Raw genomic sequence first — 15,086 nt, forward strand, 5'->3', positions numbered from 1 at the left:
GCGTGCATTGGTGCGCTCGCGCCGCAAGCGCAGGCCGCGACGCAGAGCGAGGGCTGGGGTGAGGGGGCTTGCCGAAGCAGGCGGTGCCTCACTTCTGAAGGCGCGTGGCGAGGCGTTTGTCTTGGCAAGGACTGACAGCTCTCTGCGGCGCCCTTCATCCGGCCTTCGGGCCCCTTCTCCCGATGGGGAAGGGACGCATGGCCACGGTGCCTGTCGCATTTTTTGCAACGCATGACCCTAAAAAAACCGCTTTGGGGTGACGGGGGCGGTTCGTATAGTCGCTCAAGGCGCGGCCCGCTTGGCATGCGCCTGTCGCCACGACAGCACGGGCACTCCATCGCCCGGCGATGCCTTGCCCTTCCCCCCACCGCCTGCGGAGGCTCCATGCATCAGTCGCTATCGCATCGCGGTCCCTACAGCGCCGGTGGAACAGCGCACCCGCACGGCGCCCGATGCTGAGCACCCAGCGCCTCTCACCGGACAGCGGCTCCGGCGCACGCGCGGTGGCGCGTTGCGATGCGCTGGGCGTCGCGCCCTATAGCGACACACCCGAGGGACTATTCCGCGCCTGGCTCAGCCCGGCGCACCGCGCCGCCATCGCGCAGGTGAGCGCGTGGATGCACAAGGCCGGTATGCAGGTGCGCCTGGACGCAGCGGCAAACCTGATCGGCCGCTACGACGGCACGCAGGCCGACGCACCGGCGCTGCTGATCGGCAGCCACCTGGACAGCGTGCGCGATGCCGGCCGCTACGACGGCCCGCTCGGCATCCTGCTCGGCATCGAATGCGTCGCCGCACTGCACGCACAAGCGCGGCGCCTGCCATTCGCCATCGAAGTGATCGCGTTCGGCGACGAAGAAGGCTCGCGCTTTCCGGTCTCGATGTTCTGCAGCCGTGCGGTGGCCGGCACGCTCGACCCGACCACGTTGGCGGTGACCGACGCTGCCGGCATCGACGTCGCCACCGCGTTGGCAGACTGGGATCTGGATATCGCACACATCCACCACGCCGCACGCGCGCCGGGCAGCGTGTTGGCGTATCTGGAAACCCATATCGAACAAGGCCCGGTGCTCGAAGCCGCCGGCCTGCCGGTGGGCATCGTCACCGCGATCGCCGCGCAACGCCGCTTTGCGCTGCGCTTCGACGGCCGCGCCGGGCATGCCGGCACCACCACGATGGCATTGCGTCGTGATGCCTTGAGTGCTGCAGCCGAAGCGCTGCTGGCCATCGAGCGCATCGCGCGCGAGGGCAGCAACGATCTGGTCGCCACCGTTGGCAAGCTGCAGCTCGCACCGGGCGCCACCAACGTAGTGCCCGGCCGCGTGGACTGCACGCTGGATGTGCGCGCCGGCGACGACGCCACCCGCGATGCCGCGGTGCGCGCCATCTCACAGGCACTGGCGCGCATCGGCGCAGCGCGCGGCATCGCCATCGCTATCACCCCGCTGCAAACCCTCGCCGCCAGCCCATGCGCAGCGACGCTGATGACCCGGCTCGACCACGCCGTCGCCGCGCAAGGCATCGCCCCGCGGCGGTTGGTCTCCGGTGCCGGCCACGATGCGATGACGATGGCCGCGCTCTGCCCAACCGCAATGCTGTTCGTGCGCTGCGCTGGCGGCATCAGCCATCATCCGGACGAACACGTCGACCCGGCCGATGCCGAGGTCGCCCTGGCGGTCATGCGCCACTTCATCGAACACCTGGGAGACCCCCTTGTCACCTGATCTGCGCCACCTGCATACCTTTGGCGAACTCGATCCGCCACAACGCCTGTTGATGGGCCCCGGCCCGGTCAATGCGCATCCGCGCGTGCTGCGCGCGATGGCGGCCGATCTGCTGGGCCAGTTCGACCCGGAAATGACCACCTACATGAACGAGGTGATGGCGCTGTACCGGCCGTTGTTCGGTACCGAAAACCGCTGGACGTTTCTGGTCGACGGCACCGCGCGTGCCGGTATCGAAGCGGCGCTGGTATCGCTGGTGCAACCGGGCGACCGCGTGTTGGTGATCAACTTCGGCCGCTTCGGCTTGTTGCTTACCGAAATCCTGCAGCGCCTGGGCGCCGACGTGCACAGCGTGGATGCGCCATGGGGCGAGGTGGTGCCGCTCAGCGCGATTGCCGAAGCGATCGAGCGCGTGGCACCCAAACTGGTGGCCACCGTGCACGGCGACACCTCCACCACCATGGCGCAGCCGCTCGATGGTCTGGGCGCACTGTGCCGCGCGGCCGGCGCGCTGAGTTACGTGGATGCCACCGCCACCATCGGCGGCATGGAGATCGCCAGCGACCGCTGGGGCGTGGACGTGGTCACCGCCGGCCTGCAGAAATGCCTGGGCGGGCCGTCCGGCTCGGCACCGATCAGCGTGTCCGAGCGCGCGGCCGAGGCGATCTTTGCGCGCCGGCATGTCGAACGCGGCATCGTGCGCGAGGACATCGTCAACGGCCGCGGGCCGCGCATCGCCTCGAATTATTTCGACCTGGCGATGATCATGGATTACTGGTCGGACAAGCGCCTAAACCATCACACCGAAGCCACCACCATGCTGTACGGCGCACGCGAATGCGCACGCGTCGCGCTGCAGGAAGGCCTGCACGCGCGGTTCGCGCGCCACACCGCCGCCGGCCGTGCGGTGAGCGCCGGCATCGCCGCGATGGGTCTGGAGGTATTCGGCGACGCGGCGCATCGCATGACCAACGTGACCGGCGTGGTGATCCCGGCGGGCATCGACAACGACGCGGTGCGGCGGCGCATGCGCGAGGATTTCGAGATCGAGATCGGCACCGCCTTCGGCCCGCTGCAAGGCAAGATCTGGCGCATCGGCGCGATGGGCTACAACGCGATGAAGCACAAGGTGCTGCTCACCCTGGCCGCGCTGGAAGCGGTGCTGCGTGCCGAGGGCTACATCTGCACGCCGGGCCTGGCAGTGGAAGCCGCCTTGGCGGCCTGGCATGCGGAGCCGGCTGCATGAGCGCGGCGCGCGACCTGGTCGGCTACGGCGCCACCCCGCCGGATGCGCAGTGGCCGGGTGGCGCGCGCATCGCCGTGCAGTTCGTCATCAATTACGAAGAAGGCGCGGAAAACTGCGTGCTCAACGGCGATGCCGGCTCGGAGGCGTTTCTGTCGGAAATGGTCGGCGCACACGCCCAGGCCGGCGCACGCGCCATGGCCATGGAAAGCCTGTACGAGTACGGCAGCCGCGCCGGTTTCTGGCGGCTGCATCGGCTGTTCACTGCGCGCGCGGTGCCGGTGACCGTGTTCGGCGTGGCGAATGCGCTGGCCGCCAATCCCGACGCGGTGGCCGCGATGCAGGCCGCCGACTGGGAAATCGCCAGCCACGGGCTGCGCTGGATCGACTACCAACATATCGACGAGGCCACCGAGCGCGCGCATATCGCGCAAGCGATCGCGGTGCACACCCGCGTCACCGGCAGCCGTCCGCTGGGCTGGTACCAGGGCCGCACCAGCCCCAACACCGCGCGCCTGGTTGCCGAAGAAGGCGGCTTTATCTACGACGCCGACAGCTATGCCGACGATGTGCCGTATTACGACACCCGCCACGGCCGCGCGCAGTTGATCGTGCCGTACACGCTGGATGCCAACGACATGAAGTTCGTCGCCTATAACGGGTTTGCCGATGGCGAATCGTTCTTTCGCTATCTGCGCGATAGCTTCGAGCAGTTGCGCAGCGAAGGCGGGCGCATGCTCTCGATCGGCCTGCACGGGCGCATCGTCGGCAAGCCCGCACGCGCGGCCGCACTGGCGCGCTTTGTCGATCACGTGCTGGCCAGCGGCGATGCCTGGGTGGCGCGGCGCATCGATATCGCGCACCACTGGCTGCAGGTGCATCCGGCATGAGCATTGTCACTGCCGACATCGATCTGCCCGAGGTGATCGCGCAGGTGACCGCCGCCTTCCACGCTTACGAAAGCGCATTGATGCGCGATGACATCGCCGCGATGGATGCGCTGTTTCATGCAGCGCCCAGCACCGTGCGGTATGGCGTGGGCGAGGTGCTGTACGGCATCGACGCGATCCGCGCGTTTCGCAGCGGCCGCGGCGGCTCGCCGCAACGCCAGCTCATGCACGTGGAAGTGCACAGCTATGGCCAGGACTGCGCGACCACGCATGCCGAATTCGTCCGCGAGGGCAGCAGCGCGCGCGGTCGCCAGAGTCAGAGCTGGGTGCGCTTTGCCGATGGCTGGAAAGTGGTGGCCGCGCACGTGTCGCTGCAAGGGACTCACGCATGAACGCGCTCGACGACCGTATGCTGGACGATGCCGCCTTCGTCGCGCGGTATCGCGAGGTGTTCGAACATTCGCCGTGGGTGGTGGAGCGCGCCGCGCGCCGTCGCCCGTTCGAGGATGTGTATCGCGGCTTGATGCAGGTGGTGTTCGATGCATCGCCGCAAGATCAGGTCGCGTTGATTCGCGCGCATCCGGAGCTGGCCGGCAAGGCGGCCATCGACCGCACGCTCACCGCCGCCTCGGCGGCCGAGCAGGCCTCGGCCGGTCTTGATCGGTTGAGCGAGGACGAATTCACCCGCTTCCATGCGCTTAATCAGGCCTATCGCCAGCGCTTCGGTTTCCCGTTCGTGATCTGCGTGCGGCTGCACGACAAGGCCGGCATTCTGGCCGCGCTGGAGCAGCGCCTGGATGCCTCGCGCGACGCCGAGATCGCCACCGCCCTCGCCGAGATCGGCAAGATCGTCCACTTGCGCCTGGAGGTACTGCCATGAGCCTGGCCCAACTCGAACGCGAGCTCGCCCGCGACCTGCAACGTCTGGCCCACGGCGGCGATGCCTGGGTGCAACCGCGCGTGCATCCGGCCGGGCATGTCTACGACGTGGTGATTGTGGGCGCCGGCCAGAGCGGTCTGGGCGCGGCGTTCGCACTGCAACGCGAGCGCGTGCACAACGTGCTGGTCATCGACGAAAACCCCGCCGGCCAGGAAGGCCCCTGGGTGACCTATGCACGCATGCAAACCTTGCGCACGCCCAAGCAGATCACCTCGATCGACCTCGGCGTGCCGTCGCTGACCTTCCGCGCCTGGTGGGAGGCGCAACACGGCAGCGCCGCCTGGGACACGCTGGACAAGATTCCGCGCGCCCGCTGGATGGACTACCTGCGCTGGTACCGCGCGGCGCTGCGGCTGCCGGTGCGCAACGCCACGCAACTGGCACGCGTCGAACCCGAGGTCGCACCCGGCATCCACCGTTTGCATCTGACAATGGGCGCGCCGCTGCTGACGCGCAAGCTGATCCTGGCCACCGGCATCCAGGGCGGTGGCCAATGGATGGTGCCGGACTGGATCGGCCGTGCCCTGCCCAGCCACCGCTACGCACACACCTCCAGCCATATCGACTTCGCCGCATTGGCCGGTAAGCGCGTGGGCATTCTGGGCGGCGGCGCCTCCGCATTCGACAACGCCTGTTTTGCGCTGGACCAGGGCGTCGCCAGTGCCGAAGTGTTCGTGCGCCGCAATGAGCTGCCGCGCATTAATCCGTTCCGCCACATGGAGCAGGCCGGCATCATTCCGCGGTTTCTGACCCTGCCCGATGCGGACAAGTACCGGATGATGGCCAGCTTCTTCGCACACAACCAACCGCCCACAAACGACACCTTCCAGCGCGCCTGCGCGCACCCTGGCTTTGCGCTGCACCTGGGCGCGCCGTGGCTGGAGGTGGCCGAGCGCGATGGCGCGGTGGTGGTGCGTACCCCGCACGGCGAACACCGCTTCGATTTCCTGGCCGTGGCCACTGGCCTGGTCACCGACCCGCAGCTGCGCCCGGAGCTGGCCGCGCTATCCGGCCGCATCGCCTGTTGGGCAGACCGCTATCAAGTACCGCCGGGCCAGGCCAACCCGGTGCTCGATGCACACCCGTACCTGGGGCCGGGCTTCGAACTGCTGCCACGCACGCCGGACGACGCCGCACTGCTGCACGGGTTGTTCGCCTTCAACTATTCGGCGCTGATCAACCACGGTCCCTCGGCCGCAGCGCTGTCCGGGCTCAAGGTCGCCTTGCCGCGGCTGGCCCGCGCGGTGGCAGACCAGCTGTTCCTGGACGACCGCCAGGCCATCGTCGACAGCTATCTGGCCTACGACCAACCCGAATTCCTCGGCCAGTGGCCGCAACCGTCCCAGGCAGTGGCATGAGCAGCCTGTCCACCCATGTGCTCGACACCGCCAATGGCCGGCCTGCCGCTGGCGTCCCGCTGCGCCTGTTCGCCGGCGACACACTGCAGCTGGAAGCGATCACCAACCAGGACGGGCGTTGCCCGGCGCTGGCCGCCCTGACCCTGCCACCCGGCCGCTACCGGCTGGAATTCGACGTGGCCGGCTACTGGCGCGCCACCGGCACGGCACTGGCCGCCCCCCCGTTCCTGGAACAGGTGCCCATCGCCTTCGGCATTGCCGACGACGGCCATTACCATGTGCCGCTGCTGCTGTCGCCGTACGGGTATTCCACTTATCGCGGCAGCTGAGGAGCGCTCAGACCAACTGCGCTCCCCCGCCAGGCGGCGCGATCGGTCCGTGGGCCGGCGATACCGCTCGACCTGCAACTGCCGCGCACCGACCGCATTGCATACAACGACTGCTCGCAAGGCCTTGTCAGCCGCTTCCGAGCAGCCTCGGAGCGGCGCGACACACGCCGCGTTCCGCCCCGGCCCCGTAGAATGACGCCTTTCCGGCGACAGGCCGGGGCCCCGGAATTGTCATGATCCACAACGATGTACTGCGCAGCATCCGCTACATGCTCGACCTCAGCGACGACAAGGTGGTGGAAATCACTCACCTGGCCGACCCCGAGTTCGCGCTCGACAAGCCGCAGGTACAGGCCTGGCTGAAGAAGGAAGACGAGCCCGGTTTCGAGCCCTGCACCGATGCGATGCTGGCGCGCTTTCTCGACGGCCTGGTGCTGCGCTTCCGCGGCCGCGACGAAAGCCAGCCGGTCCGCCCGCTGGAAACCCGCGTCGGCAACAACCTGGTGCTGAAAAAACTGCGTGTGGCCTTCGAACTGAAGGATGTGGACATGCACGCCATCTTCGCCGGCGCCGGCTTCCCGTTGTCCAAGCCGGAGTTGTCGGCCCTGTTCCGCCAGCCCGGCCACAAGAACTTCCGCCCGTGCGGCGACCAACTGTTGCGCGCCTTCCTCAAAGGCCTCACCGCCCGGGTACGCGAAGCGGGGTGATCTTCAGCGCACGGGCTTGGCCGCTGGCGCTTGTCCAGCGGATGCCCGTTGTCGGCACAAGAGCACTGTCGAGAACGGCATGCACGACCTGCCTCACCACTACGGTGCGGATGACCATGCGCCATCCGTCCCGTAGTGGTCAGATCACGCGTGAGCGCGCCGAAAACGCAGCAGGTGCGATCAGCTGAAACGTCTGTGGCGGATCTGCTCGCGTTCTTGTTCGGTCAAATCATCCATGTGGATGTAGTGGACGCCTTGTCCGCGCGGGGCACTGAGAAGCTGCGACTCGACGTCCTCCTGGCCGCCGTCGGGCGAGGAGATCAGACCCACGATGTTGCCGTGCGGGGCAACCCGCCATAGCGCCACACGTTGGAAGACGCGCACCTCGTTGGTATCGGTCACTTGGGGATAGGTGGCGTACCAACCATCGGCAGGCAGGTAGCGATAAGAACCGTAGTCGTTCATAGCGTCTCTGGATTGGCGGAGTGGCCTGCTGATTGTGGAGAGACGCTGACCGAAGTGGGATGCGGGGATTTCTGATTTAGCGCTGCGATTACGCATCTCGCACCCGACGCTTCGCTGCGGCGTGGAGCGTTTCGTGCGCTGTAAGCGATAAGCCAGAACGCAGCGGGCTGCCGACAGTCGCGCACAGGTCTCTGTCGCACTCCATGCAGCAGAAACGTCTCCTTGCCGCGCATGACCGAGCCTGCCTTCCCCATCGCCCCGCTGCGGCCGCAGATCCGCGATAGCCTTGCCGCCCATCCGCGTCTCACGCCGGTGATCGCCGCACGCAGCCAGCGCCTGCTCACGCCGCCGGATGCATTGCCGGTGGACACCACGCGCTTCAACCAGGCCTGGGCACCGGATGGTGGCGAAGTGCAGCAGACCTGGGCCTTCCGCTCCGGCGTGGCGCGCGCAGCGTTATCCATGACCGGGGCCTTACGCCAGCCCTGCAACCAGCGCGAGCGCGATCAACGCCTGGAAAAATGCTTCGGCAGGCAGTACCCGGGCGATGTGGAGCCGCCCGCATCGCCAGGCCGCTGAAACAGGCGACGCAGCTGCGGCGATCCATCGCCACTACCGCGCCATGATGCAACCCACACCACCCAGCAAGCCGTGATCAGGCGGCAATGCGCGGCGCGCAGAAACCGGCGTGCAGACGTCGCCCTTCTTGCCGGCACCGCAACCCCACCGCGCACCTGTCGGCGACGCAGCGGCTGTGCGCCGCCCTCATGCAGCCGCCACCAACCGCGGCTTGCGTGCATCCAGGCGGAATACCGACACCGCTTCGCTCAGCTCCACTGCCTGTTCTTCCATCGCACGTGCAGCGGCCGAGGCTTCTTCCACCAGCGCGGCATTGCGCTGGGTGGTTTCGTCCATGTCGTTGACGGTGCGCGCCACCTGTTCGATGCCCGACGATTGCTCGCGCGAGGCAGCGGAAATCTCGGCGATCAGCGTGGTGACCTGCTGCACCGATTGCACGATGTCCTGCATCGTGCGTCCGGCCTGATCCACGCGTGCGCTCCCGCGCGCCACGCTCTCCACCGATGCATCGATCAACTGCTTGACCTCCTTGGCGGCCCCGGCCGAGCGCTGCGCCAGCGCGCGCACTTCCGAAGCAACTACGGCAAAGCCGCGGCCCTGTTCGCCGGCGCGCGCCGCTTCCACCGCCGCGTTCAACGCCAGGATATTGGTCTGGAACGCGATGCCGTCGATGACGCTGATGATCTCGGCGATCTTCCTGGACGACACTTCGATCTCGCCCATGGTATCGACCACGCTGGCGACCATCTCGCCGCCACGGCCGGCGATCTCGGCAGCGGCCTGCGCACCCCGGCTGGCCTGCTGCGCGGTGTCGGAGTTCTGGCGCACGGTCGAGGTGAGCTCTTCCATCGAGGCGGCGGTTTCTTCCAGATTCGCGGCCTGTTGTTCGGTGCGTTGCGCCAGATCGCTGTTGCCGGCGGCGATTTCTGCCGAGGCGGTGCGGATGGTCTGCGCGGCCAGCGTGATATCGCCAACGATATCGGTGAGGCGTTGCACGGTGGCGTTGGCATCGTCGCGCATCCGCGCGAACACGCCCTGCTGGTTGCCGCGCATGCGCGCGGTCAGATCGCCATCGGCAATGGCCTTGAGCAGCTGCGACAACTCGCCCAGATTCTGGTCCACGTTCTGCATCAGGCCATTGAGGCCCTCGACCATGCCGCGGAATTCGAACTTGTAGGCAGCGGCATTGCCGCGGGTGGCAAAATCGCCGGCCGCAGCGGCGTCCACCAGGCCACGAATTTCGCCATTGATGGCAGCCAGGTTGCGCTTGGTGGTGTCCATCGCATCGGTGATCTGCGCCTTTTCGCCGGGCAGGCGCGGCATGTCCACCGACATGTCGCCCACCGCATAATGCTGCATCACCTGCAGCATGGTGCCGATCAGGCCCACTTGCGCGCCGATCAACCCGTTGGTGTCATCGACCATGCGGCCGTAAGCGCCGGGAAACGCCTGCGCGTCCATGCGGTAGCTCATCTGCCCGGCGTCGTGGCGCTGCGCCATGTCCGCCTGCGCACTGGAGACATCGGTGAGCGTGTTGACCACCTGCCCCATTGCCTGGCCGAGCAGGCCGATTTCATCGCGGTTGCTGACCGCAGCGTGCGCGGATAGATCGCCGGCCGCCACCAGGCGTGCCGCACGCGCGACGTTTTCGATGGGCCGCACGATCGAGCGCCGGATCCACCACCCCAACACCGCCACAAGACAGAGTGCGGCGGCAATGGTGGCCAGTGCCGAATACACCAGCATGCGCTGCGCCGATTGCGAACTTGCCAGCACGGCCGCATCGGCCAACGCCTTACTGCGCGCGACCAACGCCTCCAGCGTCTGGCTGGGCGCGCGGTCCTTGCCCTTGACCAGCTGATCGCCCACCTGGGTGTCGTAACCGGACTCGGCAAACTTGCCCAACGCCGCTTCGTAGCTGACCTGCAGTTCCAGATGCGCCTTGGCAAAGTCCTGCGCCAGCGCACGCGCCTGCGGATCGGCCAGCGCGCCTGCCAGTGAGGCGACCGTGCCCTGCACGCTCTTGCCCTTGTCGCGGAAGGCAGTCAGATGTTTTTCGAGCTGTGCGGGGTCGCGGCCACGGATCAGCACGTTCTTCCATTCCTGCACCTGCAGGCGGAAATCGCGGGTGAGTGCTTCGCTGGCCGAAGCCTGCGCCACTTCCACCGGCACCTTGCCGGACAGGCTCAGCCAGGCAGAGCCCAAGCCGCCGAGTGCGCATAACAGGATGATCGACAGGCCAAGCGCAAGGGCGCCCAACAGCTTGCTTTGCAGACTGACAAAACGCGGGGAGGGGGTGGACATGGTCGATCCAGTGACGGGTTCAACCGGGGTATCGACGCCGGCCATGCACTCTGAAGCAGAAAAGCCCCCTGCATTTGCACGCGTCTGGCCCACCGCGCAGCAGACCGAGCAGACGCTGCCGGAGCGGCCGAGTGGCGCACATCTTTGTGCACGCAGGCTCTTGGTCCGCCGCACGTTGCCGGGCAGCGAGCGCTGGCGGCAAGCCCAAACAGTTGCGTTGCCGACAGGCCCTACGCCACTCCCTGACAGGCTTCACCTGCCTCCCCGACCATCGCACCGGCGCGAGCAGGCCCGTATCCTTGCCGCGCATGACCGAACCTGCCTTCCCCATCGCCCCGCTTCTGCCGCAGATCCGCGATAGCCTTGCCGCCCATCCGCGGTTGGTGCTCGAAGCCCCGCCCGGTGCCGGCAAGACCACCCAGGTGCCGTTGGCGTTACTGGATGCGCCATGGCTGGCCGGCCGCCGCATCGTGATGCTGGAACCGCGCCGGGTGGCCGCACGTAGCGCTGCGCTGTTCATGGCACGCCAGGTGGGCGAGCCGGTCGGCGAGACGGTGGGTTACCGCATCCGCTTCGAAAACAAGACCTCCGCGCGTACCCGGATCGAAGTGGTCACCGAAGGCATCCTGACCCGGATGATCCAGGACGACCCGATGCTGGAACGCGTGGGCGCGCTGCTGTTCGACGAATTCCACGAACGCCATCTGGCCGGCGACCTCGGCCTGGCATTGGCGCTGGACGTGCAGGCACAGGTGCGCGAGGACCTGCGCATCGTGGCGATGTCGGCCACGTTGGATGGCGAGCGGCTGGCCGGCTTTCTGGATGCGCCGCGCCTGAGCAGCGCCGGGCGCAGTTTTCCGGTGGAGATCGCACATTTCCCCGCGCGCCGCGACGAAGCGCTGGAACCACAGACGCGGCGCGCCGTGGAGCATGCCCTGCTCACCCATCCCGGCGATGTGCTGGTGTTTTTGCCCGGCCAACGCGAGATCGCGCGCGTGCAAGGCGCCTTGCAGGACGCACTGGACCCGGCGATCCAGGTATTGCCGCTGCACGGCGAGTTGTCGGTGGAGGCGCAAAGCCAGGTGCTGCAGCCGGATGCGCAGGGCCGCCGCCGCGTGGTGCTGGCCACCAACGTGGCCGAGTCGTCGGTGACCTTGCCCGGCGTGCGCGCGGTGATCGACAGCGGCCAGGCGCGCGAGCCGCACTACGACCCCAACAGCGGCTTTTCGCGGCTGGATGTAGCCACCATTTCGCAGGCGTCGGCCGACCAGCGCGCCGGCCGTGCCGGACGCGTGGCCAGCGGCTGGGCGTACCGGCTGTGGCCGCAATCGCAGCGCCTGGAACCGCAACGGCGCGCCGAGATCACCCAGGTGGAACTGGCCGGCCTGGCCCTGGAACTGGCCGCCTGGGGCAGCGATGCGCTGCGCTTTGTCGATGCCCCGCCCACCGGCGCGCTGGCGGCCGCGCGCGAATTGCTGCAACGGCTGGGCGCGCTCAGCGACAGCGGCGGCATCACCGCGCTGGGCCGCCGCATGCTGGCGCTGGGCACGCATCCGCGTCTGGCCGCGATGCTGGCGCAGGCCGGCGCTGCATCGCGCCTGGCACTGGCCTGCGACCTGGCCGCATTGCTGGAAGCGCGCGACCCGCTGCGGCAGGGCGGCGATGGATTGGCCGCACGCTGGCGCGCGTTGGCGGCATTTCGCCAGGGCCGTAGCGCGCCCGATGCCAACCGCGGTGGCCTGGCCGCGATCGACAGTGCCGCCAAACAATGGCGCCGCCGACTGCGCTGCGACACCGCCCCACCCACCAGCGTGGAGGCGCACGCGCTGGGCGACCTGCTCGCGCATGCCTTCCCCGACCGCATCGCCGCACGCCACCCGACCGACCCGTTGCGCTATCTGCTCGCCAACGGCCGCAGCGCGCGTCTGTTCGACCACAGCGACCTGCGCGGCGAACCGTGGCTGGTCGCCAGCGAGCTGCGTTACGAGGCCAAGGACGCCCTGCTGCTGCGTGCTGCGCCGATCGACGAGGCTTATCTGCGCCGCAGCCTGCCCGAGCGCTTCGTGCAGCAGGACGTGGTGCAGTGGGACGCCGACAAACGCGCCTTGGTCGCGCGCCGGCAATCCAGCTTCGACCGCATCGTGCTCGACAGCCGCCCCGCCGGCCGCGTCGATCCCGCCCAGGCCGCTGGCGCCCTGACCGAGGCGGTGCGTCAGCTCGGCCTGGATGCCCTGCCCTGGACCGAGACCCTGCAGCAATGGCGCGCCCGCGTGCTGTCGCTGCGGGTGTGGATGCCCGAGCTGGAGCTGCCCGATCTCTCCGATACCGCACTGCTCGCCTCGTTGGACCGTTGGCTGCGCCCGGCCTTCGCCGGCAAGACCCGGCTCGACGCGCTGGATGAGTCCAGCCTGGGCGAGGCGCTCAAGGCCGCACTGCCGTGGGAACGCCGCCAGGCCATCGACCGCCACGCTCCCACCCGCATCAGCGTGCCGTCGGGCATGGAACGCCAGATCAGCTACGCACTCGACCACACCCAGCAACCGCTGCCGCCGGTGCTGGCGGTCAAGCTGCAGGAACTGTTCGGCCTGGCCGAAACCCCGCGCATTGCCGATGGCCGCATCCCGCTGACCCTGCACCTGCTCTCGCCCGGCGGACGCCCACTGCAGGTCACCCAGGATCTGAAAAGCTTCTGGGCCACCACCTATCCGGACGTCAAAAAAGAAATGAAGGGGCGGTATCCCAGGCATCCATGGCCAGACGACCCCTGGACAGCCGCCGCAACCCATCGCGCAAAACCCCGCGGCACCTGATCCGCCTTGCTGTAGCCCCTCGCCCGCCAGGAGCGCGGCTGGGGTGAGGGGACGGCCGCGCGTTGGTCGTGCAATGCGAAGCGGCATCTCTCTTGCACGCAGGCAACAGCGCTTTTTAACCGTTAGCCAAACGGCGCTTACTGCCGCTAACGCCGCCTATACGCGATTGGCCACAGACTGCAGGTCACGTACTCGGAAAGGAAACGCCTTCAATGAGCAAGCTGACTGTGATCACCGAACGCGCCCTGGAGCGTGCCCTGGAACTGGCCGGCACCGCCGGCGACCAACTGCGTCATGCCGCATCCACTGCGGGCGAACAGGCACGTAGCGCCGGCAGCAGCCTGCGTCATTTCGGTCCAGGCGCCAGCGAATGGCTGAAGACCGGCGTGGCCCTGGGGGCAGTGCGCAGCGGCGGCAAGGCAGCCAGCAAGCTGGTCAAGCGCAACCCGGCCATCACGGTGGCAGCGGCCGTCGCCGGCCTTGGCCTGATCGGCTATGCGGTGTATCGCAAGCGTCAGCGTGATCAGCAGGTGCTGGGTGGCAGCGTGCATCGTCTGGATCGCGAACACGCCAGCAATGCCAATGCACGTCGCGCCGCCTACCAGCGCCGCGCTGCAGTGACGCCGAGCGACGGCGTCGAATAAGACACCGAGTCCGCCGAACAGGCGGATTGCACTCCAGAACGCCACGGCCTCTCGCCGTGGCGTTTTCGTTTGTGGGCAGGCATTGCACAGCGCCGTGTGGCACGCAGCCGCACAGCAACCCACTGCGTTGCCGGATCGCTACGCCGCTTTAGAGCAGCCAAGAAAACGACTGCGCTCACCGCCGGGCGGGCGCGGCCGGTGCTCGGTGCAGCATGGACTATGCGTACACGTATACGCCGGATACGAATGCGGCATCCACACCCACGTGAGAGCTGCTCGCTACGTGTCGTCAGCCGCTCGTTGAACGACGCACGCAATCGCCGCCGTTCGATCGCATCACTGGCGATTGCAGCCATCGCGCCATCGACGTGATCGCAACAGCCCAGCGCTATCTACGCGACCCACGCCCCTGTCGCGGGCCAGGCGTGTCATCCGCACGCCACTGGCCAGGCGCGAGCGCATCCAGTCTCCAATCGCCGATCGCCACCCGCACCAGACGCAAGGTGGGCAGACCGACCGATGCGGTCATCCGACGCACCTGACGGTTGCGGCCTTCGGTAATCTGCAGTTCCAGCCAGGCATCGGGCACGGTCTTGCGCGCACGCACCGGGGGATTGCGCGGCCACAGCTCCGGCGCGGGGTCGAGCTTGCGCACGGTTGCAGGCCGGGTCGGGCCATCGTTGAGCAGCACGCCATCGCGCAGGGCTTGCAGCTGTGCCTCCTGCGGCTCGCCTTCCACCTGCACCCAGTACGTCTTGGGCTGCTTGTGCCGCGGGTCGGTGAGCCGATGCGCCAATGCACCATCGTCGGTAAGCAACAACAGTCCTTCGCTATCGTGATCCAGGCGGCCCGCCGCGTACACGTCCGGCGGCAGGCCGAACTCGCCCAATGTGCGCTTTGGCGGCTGCGAGCGGTCGCTGAATTGCGACAGCACGCCATAGGGTTTGTTCAACAGCACCAACATGGACAGCCCTGTGACAAGGAGAACGCTGCGCATGGCGATCGCCGCGCGTGGCTGTGTAGCGTAGGCAAGATGCGCGCAGCCAGCAGTGCGATCGCTGGCGTGCCATGACAGGGAAAGAACAGGTCTCTC

Annotated in this window: 14 protein-coding genes; 11 read left to right on the top strand and 3 right to left on the bottom strand. The window is 67.8% G+C overall.

The genetic code is table 11. The features are described from left to right. Positions 1-503: 503 nt before the first annotated feature. The 8 genes from XdyCFBP7245_RS08495 (at position 504) to XdyCFBP7245_RS08530 (ending at position 7,191) form a co-directional block, all read left to right on the top strand. The gene (locus tag XdyCFBP7245_RS08495) at positions 504-1,724 is read left to right on the top strand and encodes an allantoate amidohydrolase (RefSeq protein ID WP_244907787.1); all 1,221 of its coding nucleotides are present in this window, start codon (positions 504-506) and stop codon (positions 1,722-1,724) included. After that, positions 1,714-2,970, top strand: coding sequence for a pyridoxal-phosphate-dependent aminotransferase family protein (locus tag XdyCFBP7245_RS08500; protein ID WP_104615264.1), 1,257 nt, complete (start codon positions 1,714-1,716; stop codon positions 2,968-2,970). The genes XdyCFBP7245_RS08495 and XdyCFBP7245_RS08500 overlap by 11 nt, the downstream gene beginning before the upstream one ends. Continuing rightward, positions 2,967-3,857, top strand: coding sequence for an allantoinase PuuE (gene puuE, locus XdyCFBP7245_RS08505; RefSeq protein WP_104615265.1), 891 nt, complete (start codon positions 2,967-2,969; stop codon positions 3,855-3,857). Before XdyCFBP7245_RS08500 ends, puuE begins: the two co-directional genes overlap by 4 nt. Continuing rightward, positions 3,854-4,249: an oxalurate catabolism protein HpxZ gene (hpxZ, locus tag XdyCFBP7245_RS08510; protein WP_104615266.1), complete on the top strand. Its 396-nt coding sequence runs from the start codon at positions 3,854-3,856 to the stop codon at positions 4,247-4,249. The genes puuE and hpxZ overlap by 4 nt, the downstream gene beginning before the upstream one ends. Next, the gene (gene uraD / locus XdyCFBP7245_RS08515) at positions 4,246-4,737 is read left to right on the top strand and encodes a 2-oxo-4-hydroxy-4-carboxy-5-ureidoimidazoline decarboxylase (protein ID WP_104615267.1); all 492 of its coding nucleotides are present in this window, start codon (positions 4,246-4,248) and stop codon (positions 4,735-4,737) included. The genes hpxZ and uraD overlap by 4 nt, the downstream gene beginning before the upstream one ends. Further along, the gene (hpyO, locus tag XdyCFBP7245_RS08520; RefSeq protein ID WP_104615268.1) at positions 4,734-6,155 is read left to right on the top strand and encodes an FAD-dependent urate hydroxylase HpyO; all 1,422 of its coding nucleotides are present in this window, start codon (positions 4,734-4,736) and stop codon (positions 6,153-6,155) included. The genes uraD and hpyO overlap by 4 nt, the downstream gene beginning before the upstream one ends. Beyond that, positions 6,152-6,484, top strand: coding sequence for a hydroxyisourate hydrolase (gene uraH, locus XdyCFBP7245_RS08525; protein WP_104615269.1), 333 nt, complete (start codon positions 6,152-6,154; stop codon positions 6,482-6,484). Before hpyO ends, uraH begins: the two co-directional genes overlap by 4 nt. 233 nt (positions 6,485-6,717) lie before the next feature. Continuing rightward, positions 6,718-7,191, top strand: a complete 474-nt coding sequence (locus XdyCFBP7245_RS08530) for a YehS family protein (protein ID WP_104615270.1) — start codon at positions 6,718-6,720, stop codon at positions 7,189-7,191. 180 nt (positions 7,192-7,371) lie between these two features. Here the strand turns inward: XdyCFBP7245_RS08530 and XdyCFBP7245_RS08535 are convergent, their stop codons facing one another. Beyond that, complete coding sequence (locus XdyCFBP7245_RS08535) at positions 7,372-7,656, bottom strand: hypothetical protein (protein ID WP_104615271.1); 285 nt, start codon at positions 7,654-7,656, stop codon at positions 7,372-7,374. A 231-nt stretch (positions 7,657-7,887) separates the two neighbouring features. On the opposite strand from XdyCFBP7245_RS08535, the gene XdyCFBP7245_RS08540 reads away from it, so the two are divergent. Further along, positions 7,888-8,235 (top strand): hypothetical protein, encoded by a 348-nt coding sequence (locus tag XdyCFBP7245_RS08540; RefSeq protein ID WP_104615272.1) that lies wholly within the window; start codon positions 7,888-7,890, stop codon positions 8,233-8,235. 186 nt (positions 8,236-8,421) lie between these two features. Here the strand turns inward: XdyCFBP7245_RS08540 and XdyCFBP7245_RS08545 are convergent, their stop codons facing one another. Further along, complete coding sequence (locus tag XdyCFBP7245_RS08545) at positions 8,422-10,539, bottom strand: methyl-accepting chemotaxis protein (RefSeq protein WP_170068574.1); 2,118 nt, start codon at positions 10,537-10,539, stop codon at positions 8,422-8,424. A gap of 308 nt (positions 10,540-10,847) precedes the next feature. On the opposite strand from XdyCFBP7245_RS08545, the gene hrpB reads away from it, so the two are divergent. Then, entirely contained in the window at positions 10,848-13,349 is a 2,502-nt protein-coding gene (gene hrpB, locus XdyCFBP7245_RS08550) for an ATP-dependent helicase HrpB (protein WP_170068575.1), read from the top strand. 212 nt (positions 13,350-13,561) lie between these two features. Beyond that, positions 13,562-13,993 (top strand): hypothetical protein, encoded by a 432-nt coding sequence (locus tag XdyCFBP7245_RS08555; RefSeq protein ID WP_104615274.1) that lies wholly within the window; start codon positions 13,562-13,564, stop codon positions 13,991-13,993. 388 nt (positions 13,994-14,381) lie between these two features. On the opposite strand, the gene XdyCFBP7245_RS08560 is transcribed toward XdyCFBP7245_RS08555, so the two are convergent. Then, positions 14,382-14,957, bottom strand: a complete 576-nt coding sequence (locus XdyCFBP7245_RS08560) for a pseudouridine synthase (protein WP_104615275.1) — start codon at positions 14,955-14,957, stop codon at positions 14,382-14,384. Positions 14,958-15,086: the final 129 nt, after the last annotated feature.

The sequence above is a fragment of the Xanthomonas dyei genome (assembly GCF_002939865.1).
GTDB classification, from domain to species: domain Bacteria; phylum Pseudomonadota; class Gammaproteobacteria; order Xanthomonadales; family Xanthomonadaceae; genus Xanthomonas; species Xanthomonas dyei.

What these genes read in the sequence shown, in the direction of transcription:
- puuE (WP_104615265.1), top strand. Translation starts at nt 2,967, where the DNA reads ATGAGCGCGGCGCGCGACCTGGTCGGCTACGGCGCCACCCCGCCGGAT.
- uraH (WP_104615269.1), top strand. Translation starts at nt 6,152, where the DNA reads ATGAGCAGCCTGTCCACCCATGTGCTCGACACCGCCAATGGCCGGCCT.
- hrpB (WP_170068575.1), top strand. Translation starts at nt 10,848, where the DNA reads ATGACCGAACCTGCCTTCCCCATCGCCCCGCTTCTGCCGCAGATCCGC.
- XdyCFBP7245_RS08555 (WP_104615274.1), top strand. Translation starts at nt 13,562, where the DNA reads ATGAGCAAGCTGACTGTGATCACCGAACGCGCCCTGGAGCGTGCCCTG.
- XdyCFBP7245_RS08560 (WP_104615275.1), bottom strand. Translation starts at nt 14,957, where the DNA reads ATGTTGGTGCTGTTGAACAAACCCTATGGCGTGCTGTCGCAATTCAGC.
- XdyCFBP7245_RS08545 (WP_170068574.1), bottom strand. Translation starts at nt 10,539, where the DNA reads ATGTCCACCCCCTCCCCGCGTTTTGTCAGTCTGCAAAGCAAGCTGTTG.
- XdyCFBP7245_RS08530 (WP_104615270.1), top strand. Translation starts at nt 6,718, where the DNA reads ATGATCCACAACGATGTACTGCGCAGCATCCGCTACATGCTCGACCTC.
- hpxZ (WP_104615266.1), top strand. Translation starts at nt 3,854, where the DNA reads ATGAGCATTGTCACTGCCGACATCGATCTGCCCGAGGTGATCGCGCAG.
- uraD (WP_104615267.1), top strand. Translation starts at nt 4,246, where the DNA reads ATGAACGCGCTCGACGACCGTATGCTGGACGATGCCGCCTTCGTCGCG.
- hpyO (WP_104615268.1), top strand. Translation starts at nt 4,734, where the DNA reads ATGAGCCTGGCCCAACTCGAACGCGAGCTCGCCCGCGACCTGCAACGT.
- XdyCFBP7245_RS08535 (WP_104615271.1), bottom strand. Translation starts at nt 7,656, where the DNA reads ATGAACGACTACGGTTCTTATCGCTACCTGCCTGCCGATGGTTGGTAC.
- XdyCFBP7245_RS08540 (WP_104615272.1), top strand. Translation starts at nt 7,888, where the DNA reads ATGACCGAGCCTGCCTTCCCCATCGCCCCGCTGCGGCCGCAGATCCGC.